At 42.0% G+C, this 16,891-nt stretch carries 16 protein-coding genes and 1 other annotated feature; of the genes, 12 read left to right on the top strand and 4 right to left on the bottom strand.

The features are described 5' to 3' along the window. Positions 1 to 144 precede the first annotated feature (144 nt). From Q0376_RS01830 to Q0376_RS01800, 7 genes are all read left to right on the top strand, one after another. A complete protein-coding gene (locus tag Q0376_RS01830) occupies positions 145 to 717 on the top strand; it encodes a hypothetical protein (RefSeq protein WP_298703449.1) in 573 nt (190 codons plus the stop codon). 10 nt (positions 718 to 727) lie between these two features. Continuing rightward, a complete protein-coding gene (locus Q0376_RS01825; RefSeq protein ID WP_298703447.1) occupies positions 728 to 1,699 on the top strand; it encodes a DUF805 domain-containing protein in 972 nt (323 codons plus the stop codon). Between the two features lie 94 nt (positions 1,700 to 1,793). Next, a complete protein-coding gene (locus Q0376_RS01820; RefSeq protein ID WP_298703445.1) occupies positions 1,794 to 3,191 on the top strand; it encodes a hypothetical protein in 1,398 nt (465 codons plus the stop codon). Positions 3,192 to 3,208: 17 nt separating this feature from the next. After that, a complete protein-coding gene (locus Q0376_RS01815) occupies positions 3,209 to 4,378 on the top strand; it encodes a glycoside hydrolase family 3 N-terminal domain-containing protein (RefSeq protein WP_298703443.1) in 1,170 nt (389 codons plus the stop codon). A gap of 16 nt (positions 4,379 to 4,394) precedes the next feature. Then, the gene (locus Q0376_RS01810) at positions 4,395 to 5,150 is read left to right on the top strand and encodes a DUF805 domain-containing protein (RefSeq protein ID WP_298703441.1); all 756 of its coding nucleotides are present in this window, start codon (positions 4,395 to 4,397) and stop codon (positions 5,148 to 5,150) included. A gap of 69 nt (positions 5,151 to 5,219) precedes the next feature. Further along, positions 5,220 to 6,083: a DUF805 domain-containing protein gene (locus Q0376_RS01805; protein WP_298703439.1), complete on the top strand. Its 864-nt coding sequence runs from the start codon at positions 5,220 to 5,222 to the stop codon at positions 6,081 to 6,083. Positions 6,084 to 6,146: 63 nt separating this feature from the next. Next, a complete protein-coding gene (locus tag Q0376_RS01800) occupies positions 6,147 to 6,806 on the top strand; it encodes a DUF805 domain-containing protein (protein WP_298703437.1) in 660 nt (219 codons plus the stop codon). A 184-nt stretch (positions 6,807 to 6,990) separates the two neighbouring features. Here Q0376_RS01800 and panD read toward each other — a convergent pair whose 3' ends face one another. From panD to Q0376_RS01780, 4 genes are all read right to left on the bottom strand, one after another. Next, entirely contained in the window at positions 6,991 to 7,374 is a 384-nt protein-coding gene (gene panD, locus Q0376_RS01795) for an aspartate 1-decarboxylase (protein WP_298703435.1), read from the bottom strand. A gap of 152 nt (positions 7,375 to 7,526) precedes the next feature. Beyond that, positions 7,527 to 8,381, bottom strand: coding sequence for a pantoate--beta-alanine ligase (panC, locus tag Q0376_RS01790; protein WP_298703433.1), 855 nt, complete (start codon positions 8,379 to 8,381; stop codon positions 7,527 to 7,529). Positions 8,382 to 8,403: 22 nt separating this feature from the next. Then, the gene (gene panB / locus Q0376_RS01785) at positions 8,404 to 9,270 is read right to left on the bottom strand and encodes a 3-methyl-2-oxobutanoate hydroxymethyltransferase (RefSeq protein ID WP_298703431.1); all 867 of its coding nucleotides are present in this window, start codon (positions 9,268 to 9,270) and stop codon (positions 8,404 to 8,406) included. Positions 9,271 to 9,302: 32 nt separating this feature from the next. After that, the gene (locus tag Q0376_RS01780) at positions 9,303 to 10,232 is read right to left on the bottom strand and encodes a Rossmann-like and DUF2520 domain-containing protein (RefSeq protein ID WP_298703429.1); all 930 of its coding nucleotides are present in this window, start codon (positions 10,230 to 10,232) and stop codon (positions 9,303 to 9,305) included. A gap of 488 nt (positions 10,233 to 10,720) precedes the next feature. Then, positions 10,721 to 11,035, top strand: a binding site (T-box leader). Positions 11,036 to 11,093: 58 nt separating this feature from the next. On the opposite strand from Q0376_RS01780, the gene Q0376_RS01775 reads away from it, so the two are divergent. The 5 genes from Q0376_RS01775 (at position 11,094) to Q0376_RS01755 (ending at position 15,762) form a co-directional block, all read left to right on the top strand. Then, positions 11,094 to 12,554 carry an energy-coupling factor ABC transporter ATP-binding protein gene (locus Q0376_RS01775; RefSeq protein WP_298703427.1) on the top strand — a complete coding sequence of 487 codons (1,461 nt, stop codon included), beginning with the start codon at positions 11,094 to 11,096 and terminating at the stop codon, positions 12,552 to 12,554. A 36-nt stretch (positions 12,555 to 12,590) separates the two neighbouring features. After that, positions 12,591 to 13,433: an energy-coupling factor ABC transporter ATP-binding protein gene (locus Q0376_RS01770; RefSeq protein ID WP_298703425.1), complete on the top strand. Its 843-nt coding sequence runs from the start codon at positions 12,591 to 12,593 to the stop codon at positions 13,431 to 13,433. 9 nt (positions 13,434 to 13,442) lie between these two features. After that, positions 13,443 to 14,123: an energy-coupling factor transporter transmembrane protein EcfT gene (locus tag Q0376_RS01765; protein WP_298703423.1), complete on the top strand. Its 681-nt coding sequence runs from the start codon at positions 13,443 to 13,445 to the stop codon at positions 14,121 to 14,123. 18 nt (positions 14,124 to 14,141) lie between these two features. Further along, on the top strand, positions 14,142 to 14,840 hold the full coding sequence (queC, locus tag Q0376_RS01760) for a 7-cyano-7-deazaguanine synthase QueC (RefSeq protein WP_298703421.1): 699 nt from the start codon (positions 14,142 to 14,144) through the stop codon (positions 14,838 to 14,840). A 304-nt stretch (positions 14,841 to 15,144) separates the two neighbouring features. Further along, positions 15,145 to 15,762, top strand: coding sequence for an SGNH/GDSL hydrolase family protein (locus tag Q0376_RS01755; protein WP_298703419.1), 618 nt, complete (start codon positions 15,145 to 15,147; stop codon positions 15,760 to 15,762). Positions 15,763 to 16,891 lie beyond the last annotated feature (1,129 nt).

The following is a 16,891-nucleotide window of genomic DNA, read 5'->3' as shown; positions in this document are numbered from 1 at the left end:
TAACATTTATTGAAGCTAAATTTGGCATTATTGTGACTAATTTTTGCTAATATAAGCAGATTAAGAGGAGTTTTACTACTCCATATGGTATTTATACAGTATAAGCTTTTTATAAAGATATAGGAATCGATGAGGGGGGAGATTATGGATTGTCCAAATTGTGGAAGTAAGGATGAAAGAGAGCGGTTTTGTAATCGCTGCGGGCAAGTACTGCATGGTGAACCAGAAATTAGTCCTACCAGCGAATCAGTACCCACTCATGATGAATGGATGGAAGCGGATGGGGCGGACGATTTACGTATAGAAAACTCCAATACTGAAAACTTCAATACTGAAAGCTCAAATATAGAGAGTTCTAATACAGAGAATTCAAATGCAGAGAACTCCAATACAGAGAACTTATATAGAGCGAATTCTAGTACAGAACATTCAAATATAGAAAATTCAACAGAAGACCCTGCAGTAGAGAATCAGAGGCATCACAACCCTTATTCTGCGCAGTCAGCAGAACAATCATCAAGAGTTCAACAAGGACAACAAGGGTTGCAACCAATGCAGCCATCAGGACAGCCATGGCAGCCTTGGCAAAATACCCAAGCGCCTGGGTCTAATTCATTTCGCCCTATATATAGGCGCAATGACTCAGGGTGGATTGCATTTCTTATCATTATTTGTATTATAGCCCTCGCAGTACTAGGGGTTTTTATAGAAGAATAGGAGGAATACAATGTTTTGTATTTATTGTGGACATGAAATTCCTCAGGATGGTAAATTCTGTCCTCGCTGTGGGCGTCCCGTGGTAAAGAAACATAAAGATGCAGGGTCGACCGCGCAGGCAAAGAGTGACGAAGCATTTACTGGTGCTGAATCTGAACAGACGGGGCAGGTACCCTATGGGGCGCCACCAGATGGACATCAGCCGTATGGCACGCCACCTAATGGAGCTTCGCCATATGGGACACCACCTAATGGCTATTCCCCTTATGGAACGCCACCTAATGGAGCTTCGCCATATGGGACACCACCTAATGGCTATTCCCCTTATGGAATGCCGCCTAATGGAGCCTCACCATATGGGACACAGTCAAATGGGTATTTTCCTAATGGAATGCCGCCTAGTGGAGCTTCCCCATATGGGACGCCACCCAATGGCTATCCCCCTTATGGGATGATGCCTCCAGGGGGTCCACCATATGGATATCCTCTCTATGAGTGGCAAATGGGACCATGGGTAGGCTCACTTGATATCTGGTCGGTGTTTAAAGAGTCTATGACGTCTAAATTTAACGATATTTCAGGACGGATGACGCGAGCGGAGTATTTTCGATTTATTTTAGTCATTTTAACTTTGTCCGTGTTAGTTGAAGTGGGGGCTTTATTATTAAAATCAGATCCCTTACTAGATATAGTATATTATGGCATGATTTTTATCTTTACGATTCCCGTTCTTAGTGCTGGCATTAGACGACTCCATGATTCGGGGATGAGTGCTTTTTGGATTTTACTAGAAATACCGAGTCGTGTTATTAGCTTTTTGATAGGGCCTAATGAAGCGGGACAACTTTTATTGCCTCTACTCATAGTGGCTGATGTTATGTCCTTTATATTTTTGCTCCTTTGTTTGAGGAAAAGTCAGCGATTTAGTAATCAATATGGACCTTTGCCAGATTATACATATTATGTTAAGGAAGTAAAATAGAAGTAAAATAGAAATAAAATAGGAATGGAAATAAAATAGGAATGGAAATAAAATAATCATTTCATCATAGCAGTGTTAGGAAGGAGTGTTTGGTATGAAATGTAAGTCATGTGGCCATGAACAGCCGCAGGGGAAATTTTGTAGTCAATGTGGAGGTAACTTAGTCAATGAAGCCGTAGCAGGTGCTACCAGTTTAGATGCAGCATCATCAACTAGTGGAGCTACAGCATCATCGGCTAGTGCGACTACAGCATCAGCGGTCAGTACCGCTACTCCATCATCGGCTAGTACAACTACATCACCAGAGGGGTGTGTTGGCACATCTTCAACTGCCGATACAGGCTTGTCATCACAGGCTAGTGCAGAGGGCAGAGTAGCTACAGTATCAGACGTAAAGACAGATAGCACAGTCGACGGGGCATCATCTGTAGCATCTAATATGAAATCAGAAGCTGGTTCCGCTTCTACTGCAGAGGCTGGTTCCGCTTCTACTGCAGGGGCTGGTTCCGCTTCTACCACAGGGGCTGGTTCAGATTCTAAAGCAGGGGCCGTTACAGCATCGGCTGAAAAGTCGGCATCAGTGCAGGCAGCAGGAGATAAGGATTCTTCTACAGGGATTCCAATGCCTCCTGTACCACCAGTGCCTCCAACACCTCCAATACCGCCTATTCAGTCGGCGCATACAAATGGTGCTAGCTCTGTACAAGGGGGACAGCCACCAGTAGGTCCTCAACGTGGTCAACAGGGGCAACCGGTGGGTCCTCAAGGAGGTCAGCGCTTCCAACCAGGTCAAGGGCCATTACCAGAGCAAGGCATGCCTGCTCAAGGGGGTCCACAAGGCGGTATACCAGGTGGTCAGGGACCACAGGGACGTAAACTATATGAGCGCAATGACAAAGTCCATATTATTGTTGCCATCATTTTAGTTTTTGTATTATGGGGCTCGTCATGGATGCTTATGTTCAGTAGTTTCATGAGTGCAAGTAATAGCTTTGGGGACGAATATGGTATTTTTGATGAATATACCTATGAGGATAGTCGCGATACGGATTCACATAAGCGTGATACATCAAAAACGGAGCCAAAGGGGAAAACAGCAACGCCTACGCCAGTGCAAACTGCTACGCCAGCACCTAAGCCAGACCCTCTCAAGGTGGATGCAGAACAGGCACAGCGCGCATTTAATCAATATCATCAATATATTACAGCTCGTAATTATACAGCAGCATATAATCAATTTACAGATCAATTTAAAAACCAAGCTGGCGATGTAAATGCTTGGGCCAGCGGCTTTGCTACGACTAAGGAAAGTGTCGTGGACTCCATGAATGTGGTGTCTCAAAATAATAATCAAATCGTAATTAACTTCGTTCTTCATGCTACAGATTATGAAGGCAGTGGTACAGTAAAACGATCCTTTACAGGACAAGCTACGATGGTAAAAGTAAATAACCGTTGGCTTATTGATAGCATTGAAGCAAGACAACTATAGGAGGTTGGAGTTAATTGATGAAGAGATTTAAATTTTGGCAGGGACCGGTGCGCAAGGTCCTAAGCCTTGCTTTATTAACGGGTTTAGTGTTGGGCTTAGTAGGCTGTGGCAAGGCCACATCGGAAGCGCCTAAGGAAGAGATTTGGCAAAAACAAGAGCTTACAGCGGAGCAAAAAGTAGATGCCTTAATGGAATCTATGAGTGATGCAGATAAAGTGGGGCAGCTCATTTTATTTGGCATGCAAGGCACTAAAGTAAGTGATGATGTAGCCTATATGCTCAGTGAATACAAGATGGGTGGGGTCATTTTATTTGACCGCAATATGGAATCAAAGACACAAGTGTCTGAGCTCATCAAGGATTTGCAAAAAACAGCACGGCAAAGTGAAAAAGTACCGCTCTTTGTAGCTGTTGACCAAGAAGGGGGCCTAGTAGAACGCATGAGTGAGGAACTCACGAATGTGCCAGCCGCAGAAATTCTTGGCCAAGGGGAGGTCAGTAAGGCCGCTGAGTTAGCGAGTACGAGTGGCAAAGAATTAAAAGCGTTAGGTTTTAATATAAATTTTGCACCGGTGGCTGATATAGGCCTTGGCGATAAACGCTCCTATGGTACTGATGCAGAGAGTGTAATACCTTTCGTAAAAGCTGTAGGGCAGTCTTATCATGAAGCGGGGCTTATTTATTCGCTCAAACATTTTCCTGGTATTGGACGTACCGTTACAGATCTTCATAAAGAGGGTAATGTGTTAGATGTTACAGCAGAAGATATGTGGGCAACGGATTTAAAACCATTTGAAGAAATGATTAAATCTGTAGACAATAATGACTACATGGTGATGGTAAGTCATGCTACTTATACGGGGCTTGATAGTGAGGCACCAGCTAGCTTATCTAAAATAATTATGCAGGATATACTTCGCAAGCAGTTAGGCTATAAGGGTGTTATTATTACTGATGACATGGAAATGGGCGCCGTAGCTAATCATTACAGCTTTGGCGAAATGAGTGTAAAAACTATCCAAGCAGGAGCTGATATTGTTCTCATTGGACAGGAATATGACCATGCTATTGAAGGATATAATGCGATTTTAAAAGCCGTGCGCAATGGGGAGATCTCCAAAGAGCGCCTTGATGATGCGGTGCGTCATGTGCTTACGATGAAGTTAAAGAATAATCTAAGCTGGTAGTAGAGGAGTGATATACATGTTTTGTAATCAATGTGGAAAACAAGTTGCTGAGGGCACTAAGTTTTGCCCTGCTTGTGGCAATCAATTTAAACAAACTACAGGGGCATCTAATGCCGGCCCTGGAGTAGGTAGGGTTGTACCACCGGCGCCTCCTAGACCGGCTCAAGCAACGCCAATGGCAAATCAGGCTCATAGCCCCCGTCCTATGCAACCCACGGGTGCTCCTATGGGACTAGGTCAACCAGGGGCAGTTCAACCCATGCCTACTCCTGGCCAAAATCGACCAGCACAAGTAACCCCAATGCAAGGTAATGCACCTATAAATGGGGGCATGAATGGGAGTCCACAGGCCGGTGCCTATGGACAATATCCACCTAATTGGGTAGGTTGCTTGGCGCTGATTCCTAATTTTAAAATGTGCATGACCAAGAAATATGCATCCTTTACAGGACGGGCTACACGCGGTGAATATTGGCGCTTTGCCTTGGCTAATAGCGTAGTGAGTTTGTTGATTATTACATTAATTGGTCTCATTTTTGATAATTTCATTATTTCCTATGCTGCGGCGGGTCTACTTAATTTGGCATTTTTATTGCCTTATTTAGGGGTTACAGTACGTCGTTTACATGATACGGGGCGCTCTGGTTGGTGGCTCTTGATTAGTTTTGTGCCACTTTTGAGTATTGCTATTTTAGTATTTATGTTCTTGCCAAGTAATCCGGGGCCTAATAAATACGGACTTTTGCCAGATTATACATACTATGCAGGTTAATAGATAGTGTATAATGAAGCTAAATGATAAAAAGTTTATGATAGGATATTATGGAAAAGAGGTGATACCATGTTTTGTCCCCAATGTGGTAAGGCCGTAAATGAAGGATCGGCATTTTGTACACACTGTGGTTCGCAACTTCATATGAACCGCTCCATACAAGGCCCCCAAGGCAGACATAATGGTGCAGGTCAACCCATGGCGCAATCACGGGGCTATTCACCTAATTCGCCAGGTGGGGCACAAGGCCATTCGCAATGGGGAGCGATTCGTCATCCCTATGTAATGAATCCAGCAGCGCCACCGAATGGAGTAAATGGCTCGCTACCCCCTATTAATGGTACGCAAGTACCTACTGTTGCTAATAGTACGCAGGTACCTACTGTTACTAATGGTATGCAGGTACCTGCTGCTCCTAATGGCACAGGGTATGGCGCGGGGTATAGTGCAGGTCAGACTAATGGAGCCTATGGGACTTATAACTCTCAAGGGCCTTATAATTCTCAAGGAACTTATGGTTATAGTAAATATCCCGCTGGATGGGTGAGTTCTCCTGGCATTGTGGAGAATTTTAAATGGTGCTTTTTAGATAATTTTGTAAATTTTGAAGGTCGTGCTACTAGGCAAGAATATTGGTACTTTCAATTGGCTACATTAGTTATCACTATAGTAACGGCTATTTTTACTTTAGGAATTAGCCTTTACATTGCACCGATGGTGTTCTTCTTGCCGAATTTGGCCGTTACGGCCAGGCGCTTACATGATACAGGGCGCAGTACCTTATGGCTTTTGCTAGGATTAACAGGCATAGGAAGTTTTGTATTGCTAGTCTTCATGTGCTTAGAGAGTGATCCTCAGCCTAATGAATTTGGGCCTTTACCCGATTTTAGATATTATGTGCCACATAGTCAGAGACATGGGCAAAATTTTTAAATACTCTATGTATATGATATACTAGTTTGAACTTATTATATTTATTTTATAAGGAGGCATATGATGTTTTGTCCAGAATGCGGAAAGCAAATTAATGATGGTGCAGCCTTTTGTCCTAATTGCGGTGAGCATTTAGCGCAGCCAGCACAAAATAATGGTTCAGCACCAGCGAATCCTGTGAGCAATCGCCCAGCAGGTCAAGTAAATGGTCCTGTAGGTGCTCCCGTAAATCAAGTAGGTTCTTACCAACAGCCACAACAAGGTTATGGTCAACCTCAAGGGGCGTACCAACAAGGTGGGTACCAACAATTACCACCTAATTGGGAAAGTGCACCTCCATTTATTGATAATTTTATGATGATTTTAACTAAGAAGTACTTTTGCTTTACAGGCCGTGCAAGTCGTAAGGAGTATTGGTATTTCACATTAGCTACCTTTATTATCGTCTTTATTGCCGCTCTATTAGGTGCTCTTATTGGGGATGACGAAGGGGCCGATATTTTATCTGGTCTTGTAATTCTTGCTCTTGTTTTGCCAAGCTTAGGTGTATCTGTACGCCGTTTGCATGATGCGGGCTATGCTGGTTGGTGGATCCTTTTAGCGAGTCTATTCGGCGGTGTTGGTAGCATTGTTGTGGGTTGTTTAAATACAAAACCATTCCCTAACGAATATGGTCCAGTGCCTACGTATGACCCTGTGACTAAGCAACATTATTTCCAATAATTAAGAAGCTAGTTACAAACTAAAAATAAAAAAATTAGAAAAATAAAACTAGAAAAAATAGAAAACCTCTAGACGCTATAGTTGGTTTGAACTGATGTTCTCAGGTTAGATATAAGGTCTAATATGAGACGTTCACAACATATAGAGTCTAGAGGTTTTTGTTATGTGCGGCTATGGGACTGTATTAGCCGATTTCCCTTTCTTTTTCTGTACCGCGCACATTGATGGGATGATTATGTTCATCGACCATAACAACCTTTGGTTCAAAGGTTTTGGCCTCTTCTTCTGTCATAAGGCTGTAGGCGATGATGATGACCGTATCACCGACTTGTACTTTCCGTGCGGCAGCGCCATTTAGGCAAATCACACCACTTCCTGGTTCACCAGCTATTACATAGGTTTCTAGACGATTACCATTATTGTTGTCTACGATTTGTACGCGTTCTCCAGGTAAAATGCCCGATAATTCTAAGAGCTCACTATCAATGGTGATGCTCCCCATATATTCAAGACAAGCTTTCGTTACAGTGGCACGATGGATTTTTCCATGAAACATATTGTATAACATACAGACTCCTTTTAGTTTATTATGTGTTTTCTATTTCTATCTTCTATCTTAGTTTTTCTAAATAACCTACATCTCTTCGAACTGGCTTTTGGTTATTTTATTATTACTCAGAGAGAGCTTTTTTACTATATGATGTCTCTAGATTGGTAATTTTATTTTTCTTCTAAAATGACATTATCAATGAGGCGCGTCGTGCCAAATTTTACAGCGACAGCAAGAAGATGTGCTCCTGTCATAGGTGTACGAGGTGCTGTAAGGCCTGGTAAGGCATAGATTTCTACATAATCAATTTGACTTTTTGGTTCCCTTTGAATAGAGGTTTTAGTTAACTCCACTAATTTGTCAGCTTCGTGCGCGCCCTGTTCAAAGGCTGTTTGAGCGGCCTTAAGGCTTTGATTTAAAATAAGGGCTGCTTTATGTTCTTCTGGACTTAAATAGGTATTGCGGGAACTTTTCGCAAGGCCATCAGCTTCCCTCACAATGGGCATGATGCGGAGCTCAACGGGGATGAATAAGTCCTTTACGAGTCGTTTTAGTACTTCCACTTGCTGTGCATCTTTTTGTCCAAAGTAGGCTCGATTTGGCTGTGCTAAATTGATAAGTTTGGTAACGACTGTAGTAACCCCTCTGAAATGGATAGGGCGGGTGCGTCCGCAAAGCACTTTAGTAATATCCCCCATTACTTCGACCCAAGTAGGCTCATCACTGGGATACATCTCCTTAGGGGAAGGGGCAAAGACGATGGTGGCCCCCATGGCTTGGGCTAAGTGGCAATCGGCTTCTAAGGTACGTGGATAAGCATCTAAGTCTTCGCCAGGGCCAAACTGGGTAGGGTTGACGAATACACTGACTACGACCATATCATTTTCTTCGTGTGCAGCCTTAATAAGGGATGCATGGCCTTCGTGAAGCGCGCCCATAGTAGGAACTAAACCGATGGTTTTTTGTTGTAATTTAGCATTTTGAATTTCTTGACGAAGCTCGGCTACAGTGTGAATGCATTTCATAAGTATGTCCTTCTTTCAAAGATTAATATAGTTTTTCTAGCACAGAATCATCTATTTTAAAGGTATGTTCTGGGGCTGGAAAGTTACGAGATTTTACATCTGCAATATACTCTTTTACAGCGTTAACCGTTATATCATGCAAATTGGCATATTGTTTTACAAATTTAGGACAAAAGCCTGTGCTTACACCAAGTAGATCATTGCAAACAAGGACTTGTCCATCGCAACCATGGCCTGCACCAATGCCAATGGTGGCCATCGTATTAAGTTCTGCCGTAATGGATGCGGCCAAGGCAGCAGGTACACATTCTAGCACACAGGCAAACGCACCGGCTGCTTCTAGGGCTTTGGCATCGGCTAGGAGCTTTTTGGCTGCTGTTAGGTCTTTTCCTTGTACTTTAAAGCCCCCTAATTGATTTACCGATTGTGGGGTTAAGCCAATATGGGCTACAACAGGAATGCCTGCGGTGGTGAGCTTTTCTACTAGCTCACAGACTTCACTGCCGCCTTCTAATTTTACAGCGGTACAACCTGTTTCTTTTAGTAAGCGACCTGCATTATATAGGCCGTCAGAGAGACTAGCTTGGTAGCTCATAAATGGCATATCAGCGACTACCAGCGCGGTACTATTACCGCGCATCACGGCTTTGGTGTGATGAATCATTTCGTCCATAGTAACAGGTACCGTGGATTGGTAGCCGAGGACTACATTGCCTAGGGAATCGCCTACTAAAATCATGTCGATGCCTGCTTCATTTACATTGCGAGCCATGGCAACATCATACGCTGTAATCATAGAAATAGGTTCTTTATGGGCCTTCATAGTGCGAATGGTACTGACCGTCACAGGTTTTCTGGGAGATTCTTTTTCAGGGGTATTGAGTAGCATAATTGCCTCCTTACAGGGTAGAATAGTTTACTTTACTTAGTTAACATCTCTTGCCATAGTGCTTCAAAGGATTGGGCTGTGGATGAATCAATATATCCTTGTTCTACGGCGATAGTTGTAGTATAGCGGCCTAATACACAATAGAGTTCTTTTAACTCTACTGGCATTTGGTCTAAATGACTCTTAATAGTGGCTTTATCACCTCTCGCAATAGGCCCTGTTAACGCTGCGGCAGGATTGGGCCCTTGCTTAGGGGGAGGCTCTTGTGTTAGATTCTTAACAGTACCTTCAAATAAGGGCCGTAAGGCTTCCCAAGCATGCTCACCAGCCCAACGGCTCATGAGTTTAGTAGCCAGTGTTTCTAAGGTAACTACATAATTAGAACAAAGGCAGGCGGCTGCATGATAGAGCGGACGCTCCTGGGCCGGCACGTGAAAGGCATGACCTTTTAATAAATTGACGATGGCCTCACCAACTTGGAGGGCTTGGTTATCACCATCTAGGGCCATGAACACACCGTTGAGATCCGTTATACTATCTAGGTGTGGGGGTGTATCTGGGCGAGTTCTTTCTAGAGGATGAATCGCAAAGCTTTGTAAGGGATGAAGGCTCCCGGTGGATGCCCCTAATGCTTGCAAGGGGGCCAGTGTTTCTAGGCCTAAACTGCCACTGCAGTGTAGAAACGTCTTGCCTTGTAGGCTTTGATTGGGCTGAAGTCTTTTTCCTATGGATTGGGCTAATTCATAAGCCATAGGGCCAATCATTCGGTCGGGAACGGTAATGAAAATGACATCACTTACCTGTACTAACTCTTCATTAGTATAGGGGGGGGGGAGCTTAAAATAGGTCGCTAATTTTTCTGATGATTCTTTAGAATGCGCCGTAATTCCTCGAAGCTGGTCTTTTAAGTAGAGGCCTAAGGTAGTCCCCACTTTACCACCACCGATAATACCGAGATTCATAATTCTCCTTTCTGCCGGATAGGGAACAAAAGAAAACGCGCTAGCTTTACAGGAATTGAATACTTTGTGTAATAAAGTGAATTCCGGTACGGCTAACGCGTAAGAGGGCCAGGCTAAAGCAGACTGGTCCCATATAAAAAAAGGCGCACTTCGGCCCGAAATGCGCATGAAAAATCTCTTTTGTTGCGTCTCGTCCCGGTCTAATTGATCCAAGCGAATATTGCGTTTGTAAGTGAATGGCTGTTACTAGGCATACTGTGTAGGATATGATGCGGCATGATTCAATATCAATACAGTTCTGAGTCGATACCATTTGATATTAGCCTCTATGGCGCTTTCATTCCAAAGTAGGGCTCTATAAAAAGCTAGGTGCTTCACACTACGTTATGATAGTAGTATATAGCGAGACATTTGTCAAATTAATAAAAATACATATCTTCCTATTGACTTAGTATTTTCTTGTGTGTATAATTAAGCAAAACATAAAGACATCATCTACGAACAGGAAGAGTACTTATAAGTAGTCAGCTACAGCGAGTTGGGAGTGGTGGAAGCCCGATGCTGGACATTGTAAGGAATGGCCCTGGGAGATGTGGCCCGAATTTGAGTAGGTACCACCGGTCGTCTCTGACCGTTAACAAAGGAGCGCGTATCGCCAGATAGGAAGAGCAATATATAAGAGCGTTTGCTATGTATGTAATTCTTTTACAGTTCTATCACTTTCTATGATGAGCCGTACGTAGTGAGCCGGATTCGTATTGAATCAATTGGGGTGGCACCGCGGAGTAACCTTCGTCCCTAGTACATTTGTATTAGTTGGATTGGAAGGTTTTTTTTATACCCTTTTTTAGGAGGTTTATGATGGAACGAGTGACTGATGTTTCAAAATTAGTATATACACATATGCAAGGCGGTCAGTTTCGCTGGGTAACAGTAAGTACCTTGATGCTCGCCTTGGGCACTATTTTACACTTAGTGAGCCCTAGTGTGGCGGGGATTACGCCGAATTGGATGATTGCTACGTACTGTGTAGCAATTCACTTAACCCGCCCTAATTATCGGCAAGCGGTAGGGATTGGTCTTGTGGCAGCGCTTATTAATGTGATGACTTCTAAGTCCGCGTTTCCTTATGCTAATTTGCTAAGTGAACCAGCTGGGGCTCTTGTTTGTGCCTTTGTAGTACAATTATTTAGCCGCGTTAAATTAGGCCGAAATGTAATACCACCAGTTGTGTCTGGGTTCTTTAGTACCTTAGTATCTGGGGGCATATTTGTTAGTATTTTATATGTATTGTTAGATTTACCTTTAGATGTATATTTAAAAGGCATGTGGCCTTTAGTTTTAATCATATCCCTTTGTAATGCTGTAGTAACACCACTTCTTTTTATTCCCGCACAGCGTTTATTTGCTCGCCGTGGCTACTTACCGAGTGCTGATGAAGTAATTACCAGTGATCATAGTGAGTTAGAATTAGTGCCTGCGGTGGATGGAAAAATCAGCATGGAACATTTTACTTATTACTATGGTCATAGGGAAGAGCCAGCGATTAAAGATGTAAATTTAGTTGTTAATGATGGAGATTTCTTGGTTATTACAGGTCCAGCGGGTTGTGGTAAATCCACCTTGTGCATGGCCATGATTGGGGCGGTACCTAAATTTTATGGCGGCCGTATGGAGGGCATGGTATTTGTTAATGGCAAGGCGACAACACAATTAGAAATAGCAGAACTTGCTACGGAAATTGGCGTTGTATTAGCCGATTATGATACGCAGCTCGTCACTATGACAGTAGGCGAAGAAGTGGCCTTTGCCATGGAAAATCGAGGTTATACACCAGACGAGATTAAGGAACGCAGTGCTATCGTATTTAAACAAGTCGGCCTTGAAGGCATGGAAGAGCGAAAAATCACGAGCCTTTCTGGCGGCCAGCGTCAACGCTTGGCTATCGCTTCCGTGTTGGCTACGAACCCATCAATCTTAGTATTAGACGAACCAACGAGCTCCCTAGATCCAGAAGGGACCGAAGAGTTATATCGTTTAGTAGGCAGTTTAAATAAGGACTATGGCATCACAGTAGTAGTTATTGACCATGATTTACAGGCTGTACTTCCTTATGCCAATCGCGTAGCTCTCATGGTAGATGGGGCCTTACAATGTGATGATACGGCAGAAGCGACCTTGCGCTATATGTATGAACATAATATTTATGTAGATGCGTTGCCTTCTATCTTTGTTACTTATATGCGTCTTGAACAAGGTGGCTATACATTTAATGAGCCATGGCTCAGTGTAAAAGCTGCTAAAGCTGGATTGAAGAATTAAAGATAAAGTTGGATACAGCACCAATAGGAGGATGCTATGTTAGAAGTGAAGGGCTTACGATTTGGTTATGTGCCAGGTCGTGACATAATTGATGATGTGGATTTTACCATAGGAGAAGGCGAGTTTATCGCTTTAGGGGGCCGCAATGGATGTGGCAAAACAACGGTAACAAGACTTTTAATGGGGCTTGAAAAGCCTCGCGGTGGCAACATATATTATGATGGCGAAGATATTACAAAACTTGCACCAGCTGATCGGGGCCGTTTCATAGGCTATGTATTTCAACAGCCAGATCGCCAAATGTTCCGTCCCACTGTAGGGGCAGAAGTATCTTTTGGTCCCGAGCAATTAGGGTATACAAAAGCTGAGGTTAGTGAAATTACAGATCGAGCTTTGGCGCAAACAGGGATTCTTCATTTAAAAGAGGCCTACCCACCAACATTGCGCCGCGGTGAAAAACAAAGGGTGGCCATTGCCTCAGCATTGGCTATGAATTCAAAGATTTTAATCCTTGATGAGCCAACGAGTGGTCAAGATGGCAAGGAAACACGAGAGTTATTGGAACTATTAGAAACATTGCGCGCTACAGGTTTAACAATTATACTAGTGACTCATGATATGGAAATTATCGCTGGTCATTGTACGCGAGCCATTATTGTTGGCTATGGCACCAAGGCCTTTGATGGTACACCAGAAGAATTGTTTACCAAACGTGATGATTTATTCGATTTAGGATTGACTAAGCCTGCTTGTGTAGAATTATCTGATGCCGTACCAGGGATTGGGTATTGCAAGTCCATGGTTGAGTTTGAAGAGCGCATGTTAGCACTAAAACAAGGTGCAGCAGTGAAGGCTCATACAGTAGATATGATGAAATAGGAGGCAATTATGAAACGACTTGTACCATTTACAAAAATATTAATGACCATTGCCTTCTCTATTTGGGCTATTTTACTTCAAACATCCTTGGAACTTTCTTTATTATTAGGCTTAGAGCTTGTATTGTTACTCGTAACCGGTTTATTGGTAAAACAATATAAGGCTGTACTTACTTTGGCTGTCTTTGCGGCATTTTTATCTTTAGTGCAATACGTAGGTGGCGGCACTTTAGAGTCGGCTTATGTAACAGGCCTTCGCATGCTCTGTATGACCATGGTATTTATTATGCTTTTGGCGACAACTAAATTGCAGGATTTAACGGCAGCTCTTGTAACACAGTGTAAAATCCCTTATGAATATGCCTTTATGTTTACGGCGGCCTTACGCTTTGTGCCAGACTTTATTGCCGAAAGTCGGGCCGTTCAAGAGGCACAAGCATGCCGAGGACTAGCACTAGATAGTAACTTTTTAAAACGCTGTAAATCCTATGGCTCTATCATGCAGCCATTACTTTTAAAATCCTTAGGTCGCTCGGAAACAATGGCGCTGTCATTGGAACTCCGCGGCTTTGGCAATGAAGACCATAGCTTCGTTGCTAAGGTAGGTATGCGTGGCCTTGATTACTTGGTAACTTTGATTCTCCTGGCCATTACAATTGGTTTAGTTATATATGGTCAGGGAATGATGTAAACACATAAGGAGAATAAAATGAAAGCCATTGTATTATCTAGTGGTGGTGTAGATTCTACCACTTGCTTAGCATTAGCTATTGATCGTTTAGGGGCAGAGAATGTAGCCGCGGTTTCGATTTTTTATGGTCAAAAACATGATAAGGAACTAGCTTGTGCTAGACAGATTGCGGCGTATTATAAAGTGCCTCATTATGAATTAAATTTAGCGAATATTTTAAAATATTCCAATTCTTCACTCATGCAAGGCTCTACAGATGAAATTAGTCATAAGAGTTATGCGAAACAGATTGCGGAAGATGGTACTGGCATAGTCAGTACTTATGTGCCATTTCGAAATGGTCTCATGATGTCGGCCGTGGCGGCACTTGGTATGAGTTTGTTTCCTGAGGAAGAGGTTGAAATTTATCTTGGTGCTCATGCTGATGATGCGGCCGGGAATGCCTATGCTGATTGTAGTGAAGCCTTTATTGCCGCCATGGGTCAGGCTATTAACATAGGGACTTATGAAAAGGTGAAAGTGGTGGCCCCTTTTGCGGATAAAAATAAAGCCCAACTTGTGGGTGTGGGCTTAGGTCTTAAAGTGCCTTATGAATTAACTTGGAGTTGTTACGAAGGTGGCGACACCCCTTGTGGCACCTGCGGTACTTGCATTGACCGCATTAAGGCTTTTGAGTTGAATGGCACGACGGATCCTTTATTAAAGCAAAACAAATAGAATTTAAGTAAGATAAAAAGTTAAGGCCAGTAAAAATTACAACAAGATTCACATTAACATAGGCTATTTATTCACATTCACATTAACATTAACATTAACATTAACATAGGTTACTTATTAACATACGCTTAAGCTGTGTGAGATTAACGATAGCTGCATAAAATAAAAAATATGCGAAATAAAGAAGATATGTGAAATAAAGATGGATATGTGAAGTAAGAAAATGTGAAATAAAGATGGGGATGCGAAGTAAAGAAATAGATACGTGAAATTAACGATAGATGTTTAATGCTGGGGTAGGACAATGAATATTTTGTTTATAGGAGACAGTCTCACTCGAGGTTATGATGTGCCCTATGGTGAAGGCTGGGTTGAGCTGAGTATTAAGGCCTTACGAGCTGTTGAGAAGGAGACTTCTTTTAAGGGCGCTAGTCCGTGGATTCTTCGCAATGCCGGTGTGGATGGTGCTACTTTACAGGCCATATATAATAATTTAGAGTGCCAGTGTGGGATGACAAAAACTCCCTATGATTTTATTATCATCATGGGCGGTACCAATGATATTTTGCAAGGTCGCAGGGCTGAAGATTGTTTTCACATGTTGAAGAAAAATGTGGCATATATTCAATCCCTTGGGGCAATACCTATTCTGGGTCTGCCACCTCATATTGATTTTGACCCTGATGGGGATAATGCCGTAGTAAAGGCCTATGGGGAACTAATTTTAGCTTATGCAAAGGCGCAAGGCTTGGTAGTGATTAATTTTTATGACGCCTTACTAGCAGCGGATGCACGAAAAGAGATTATCTTTGCTGGTGATGTACATCCTAATACATTGGGGTATCGGTATATGTACGAAACGGCCTGGCCTATTATAGACGAACAGGTTAAAGCACATATATCTTATAAAGATCGGACTTAAGAACCAAAATTACTTAAGAAAGTAAATGATTAAAGAGTAGCATTTATAAGAATGTAGCTATTTAATTATAAAATGACACAAGTAAGATGATATTAAAAGAGAGTGTATTTAAGTACTACGTAATTGGGCCGTTGAATATTCTGTAAAGATGCTAAATGTACTGCAAAAATGTTAAATGTACTGTGTAGATGGACATGTTGACGTGTGTCATTCATATGGTGCAGTAAAATATAAAGTATTATTTTTGACTACATGTTGCACATGTCACGTAAATTTTTTGTAAATGTAGTAAAATTTTAGTAAGATTTTATTTTAAAGTATGGAAAATATGGTGTGAGTTTATCTAAAAACCGTTGTGTGGCGGGCATTTATGTTAATTTTTATGTGTCCAAAAAATAAATCGAAAAAAATAGAAATTACATATTGAATTTATTAGATTTACATGTTATAATGTGTACATAACAAGAGAACAGTAATCACTTTCCCTAGTGATTACACTTGGTTTTAACTCTTTATCCCGGAGTTACTATCATGCGAGTCTACTTGTTAAACCTCTAAATACCTATACCTAATCGTGAGTACAAACATGTACGAACACCTTGCCTCAGCCTCCTCCCTAAGGGCTGGGGCACTTTTCGTTTTATATGCAAGATGCCAAGGTGGCGCTATTGCTAATGATAGATACATTATCTTATTATTAGTGATCCGCCGCCGTAAGGCATCTTTTTTATTTGTAATTAGCTGTATAGATTTGGATACAGTAGTTTTTAGAGTTTCCGTTGCTTTAAGCTGAGGGTAAAGATAAGGATTAGGTTTGGGGTTAGATTTAAATTCGGATTTGTATTTGTATTTGTATTTGTATTTGTATTTTCAAAAAAATAATTTCATGATTATAAGATGAATACAATGCGCATAAAAATGCTATTATATCCCAAAAATAAAATGAAGAAAATTTTAGAAAAAACTCATTTTATACTCACGGACTATTCACAGCTATCTCATAAAATATGCGTATAGTATAAGCATGCTCCGGTAGATTAACAGGCTATCGGTTAATATAGATTGTTGCATGTACCTGTATATCTATGATACAAAGGATGGAATAACTTTGTTATAAAAATGCAACTAA

This window comes from uncultured Veillonella sp., assembly GCF_937981445.1.
Lineage (GTDB): Bacteria > Bacillota > Negativicutes > Veillonellales > Veillonellaceae > Veillonella_A.
The sequence above is the reverse complement of the archived record's forward strand: the minus strand, read 5'-3'. Positions and strand labels throughout refer to the sequence as shown.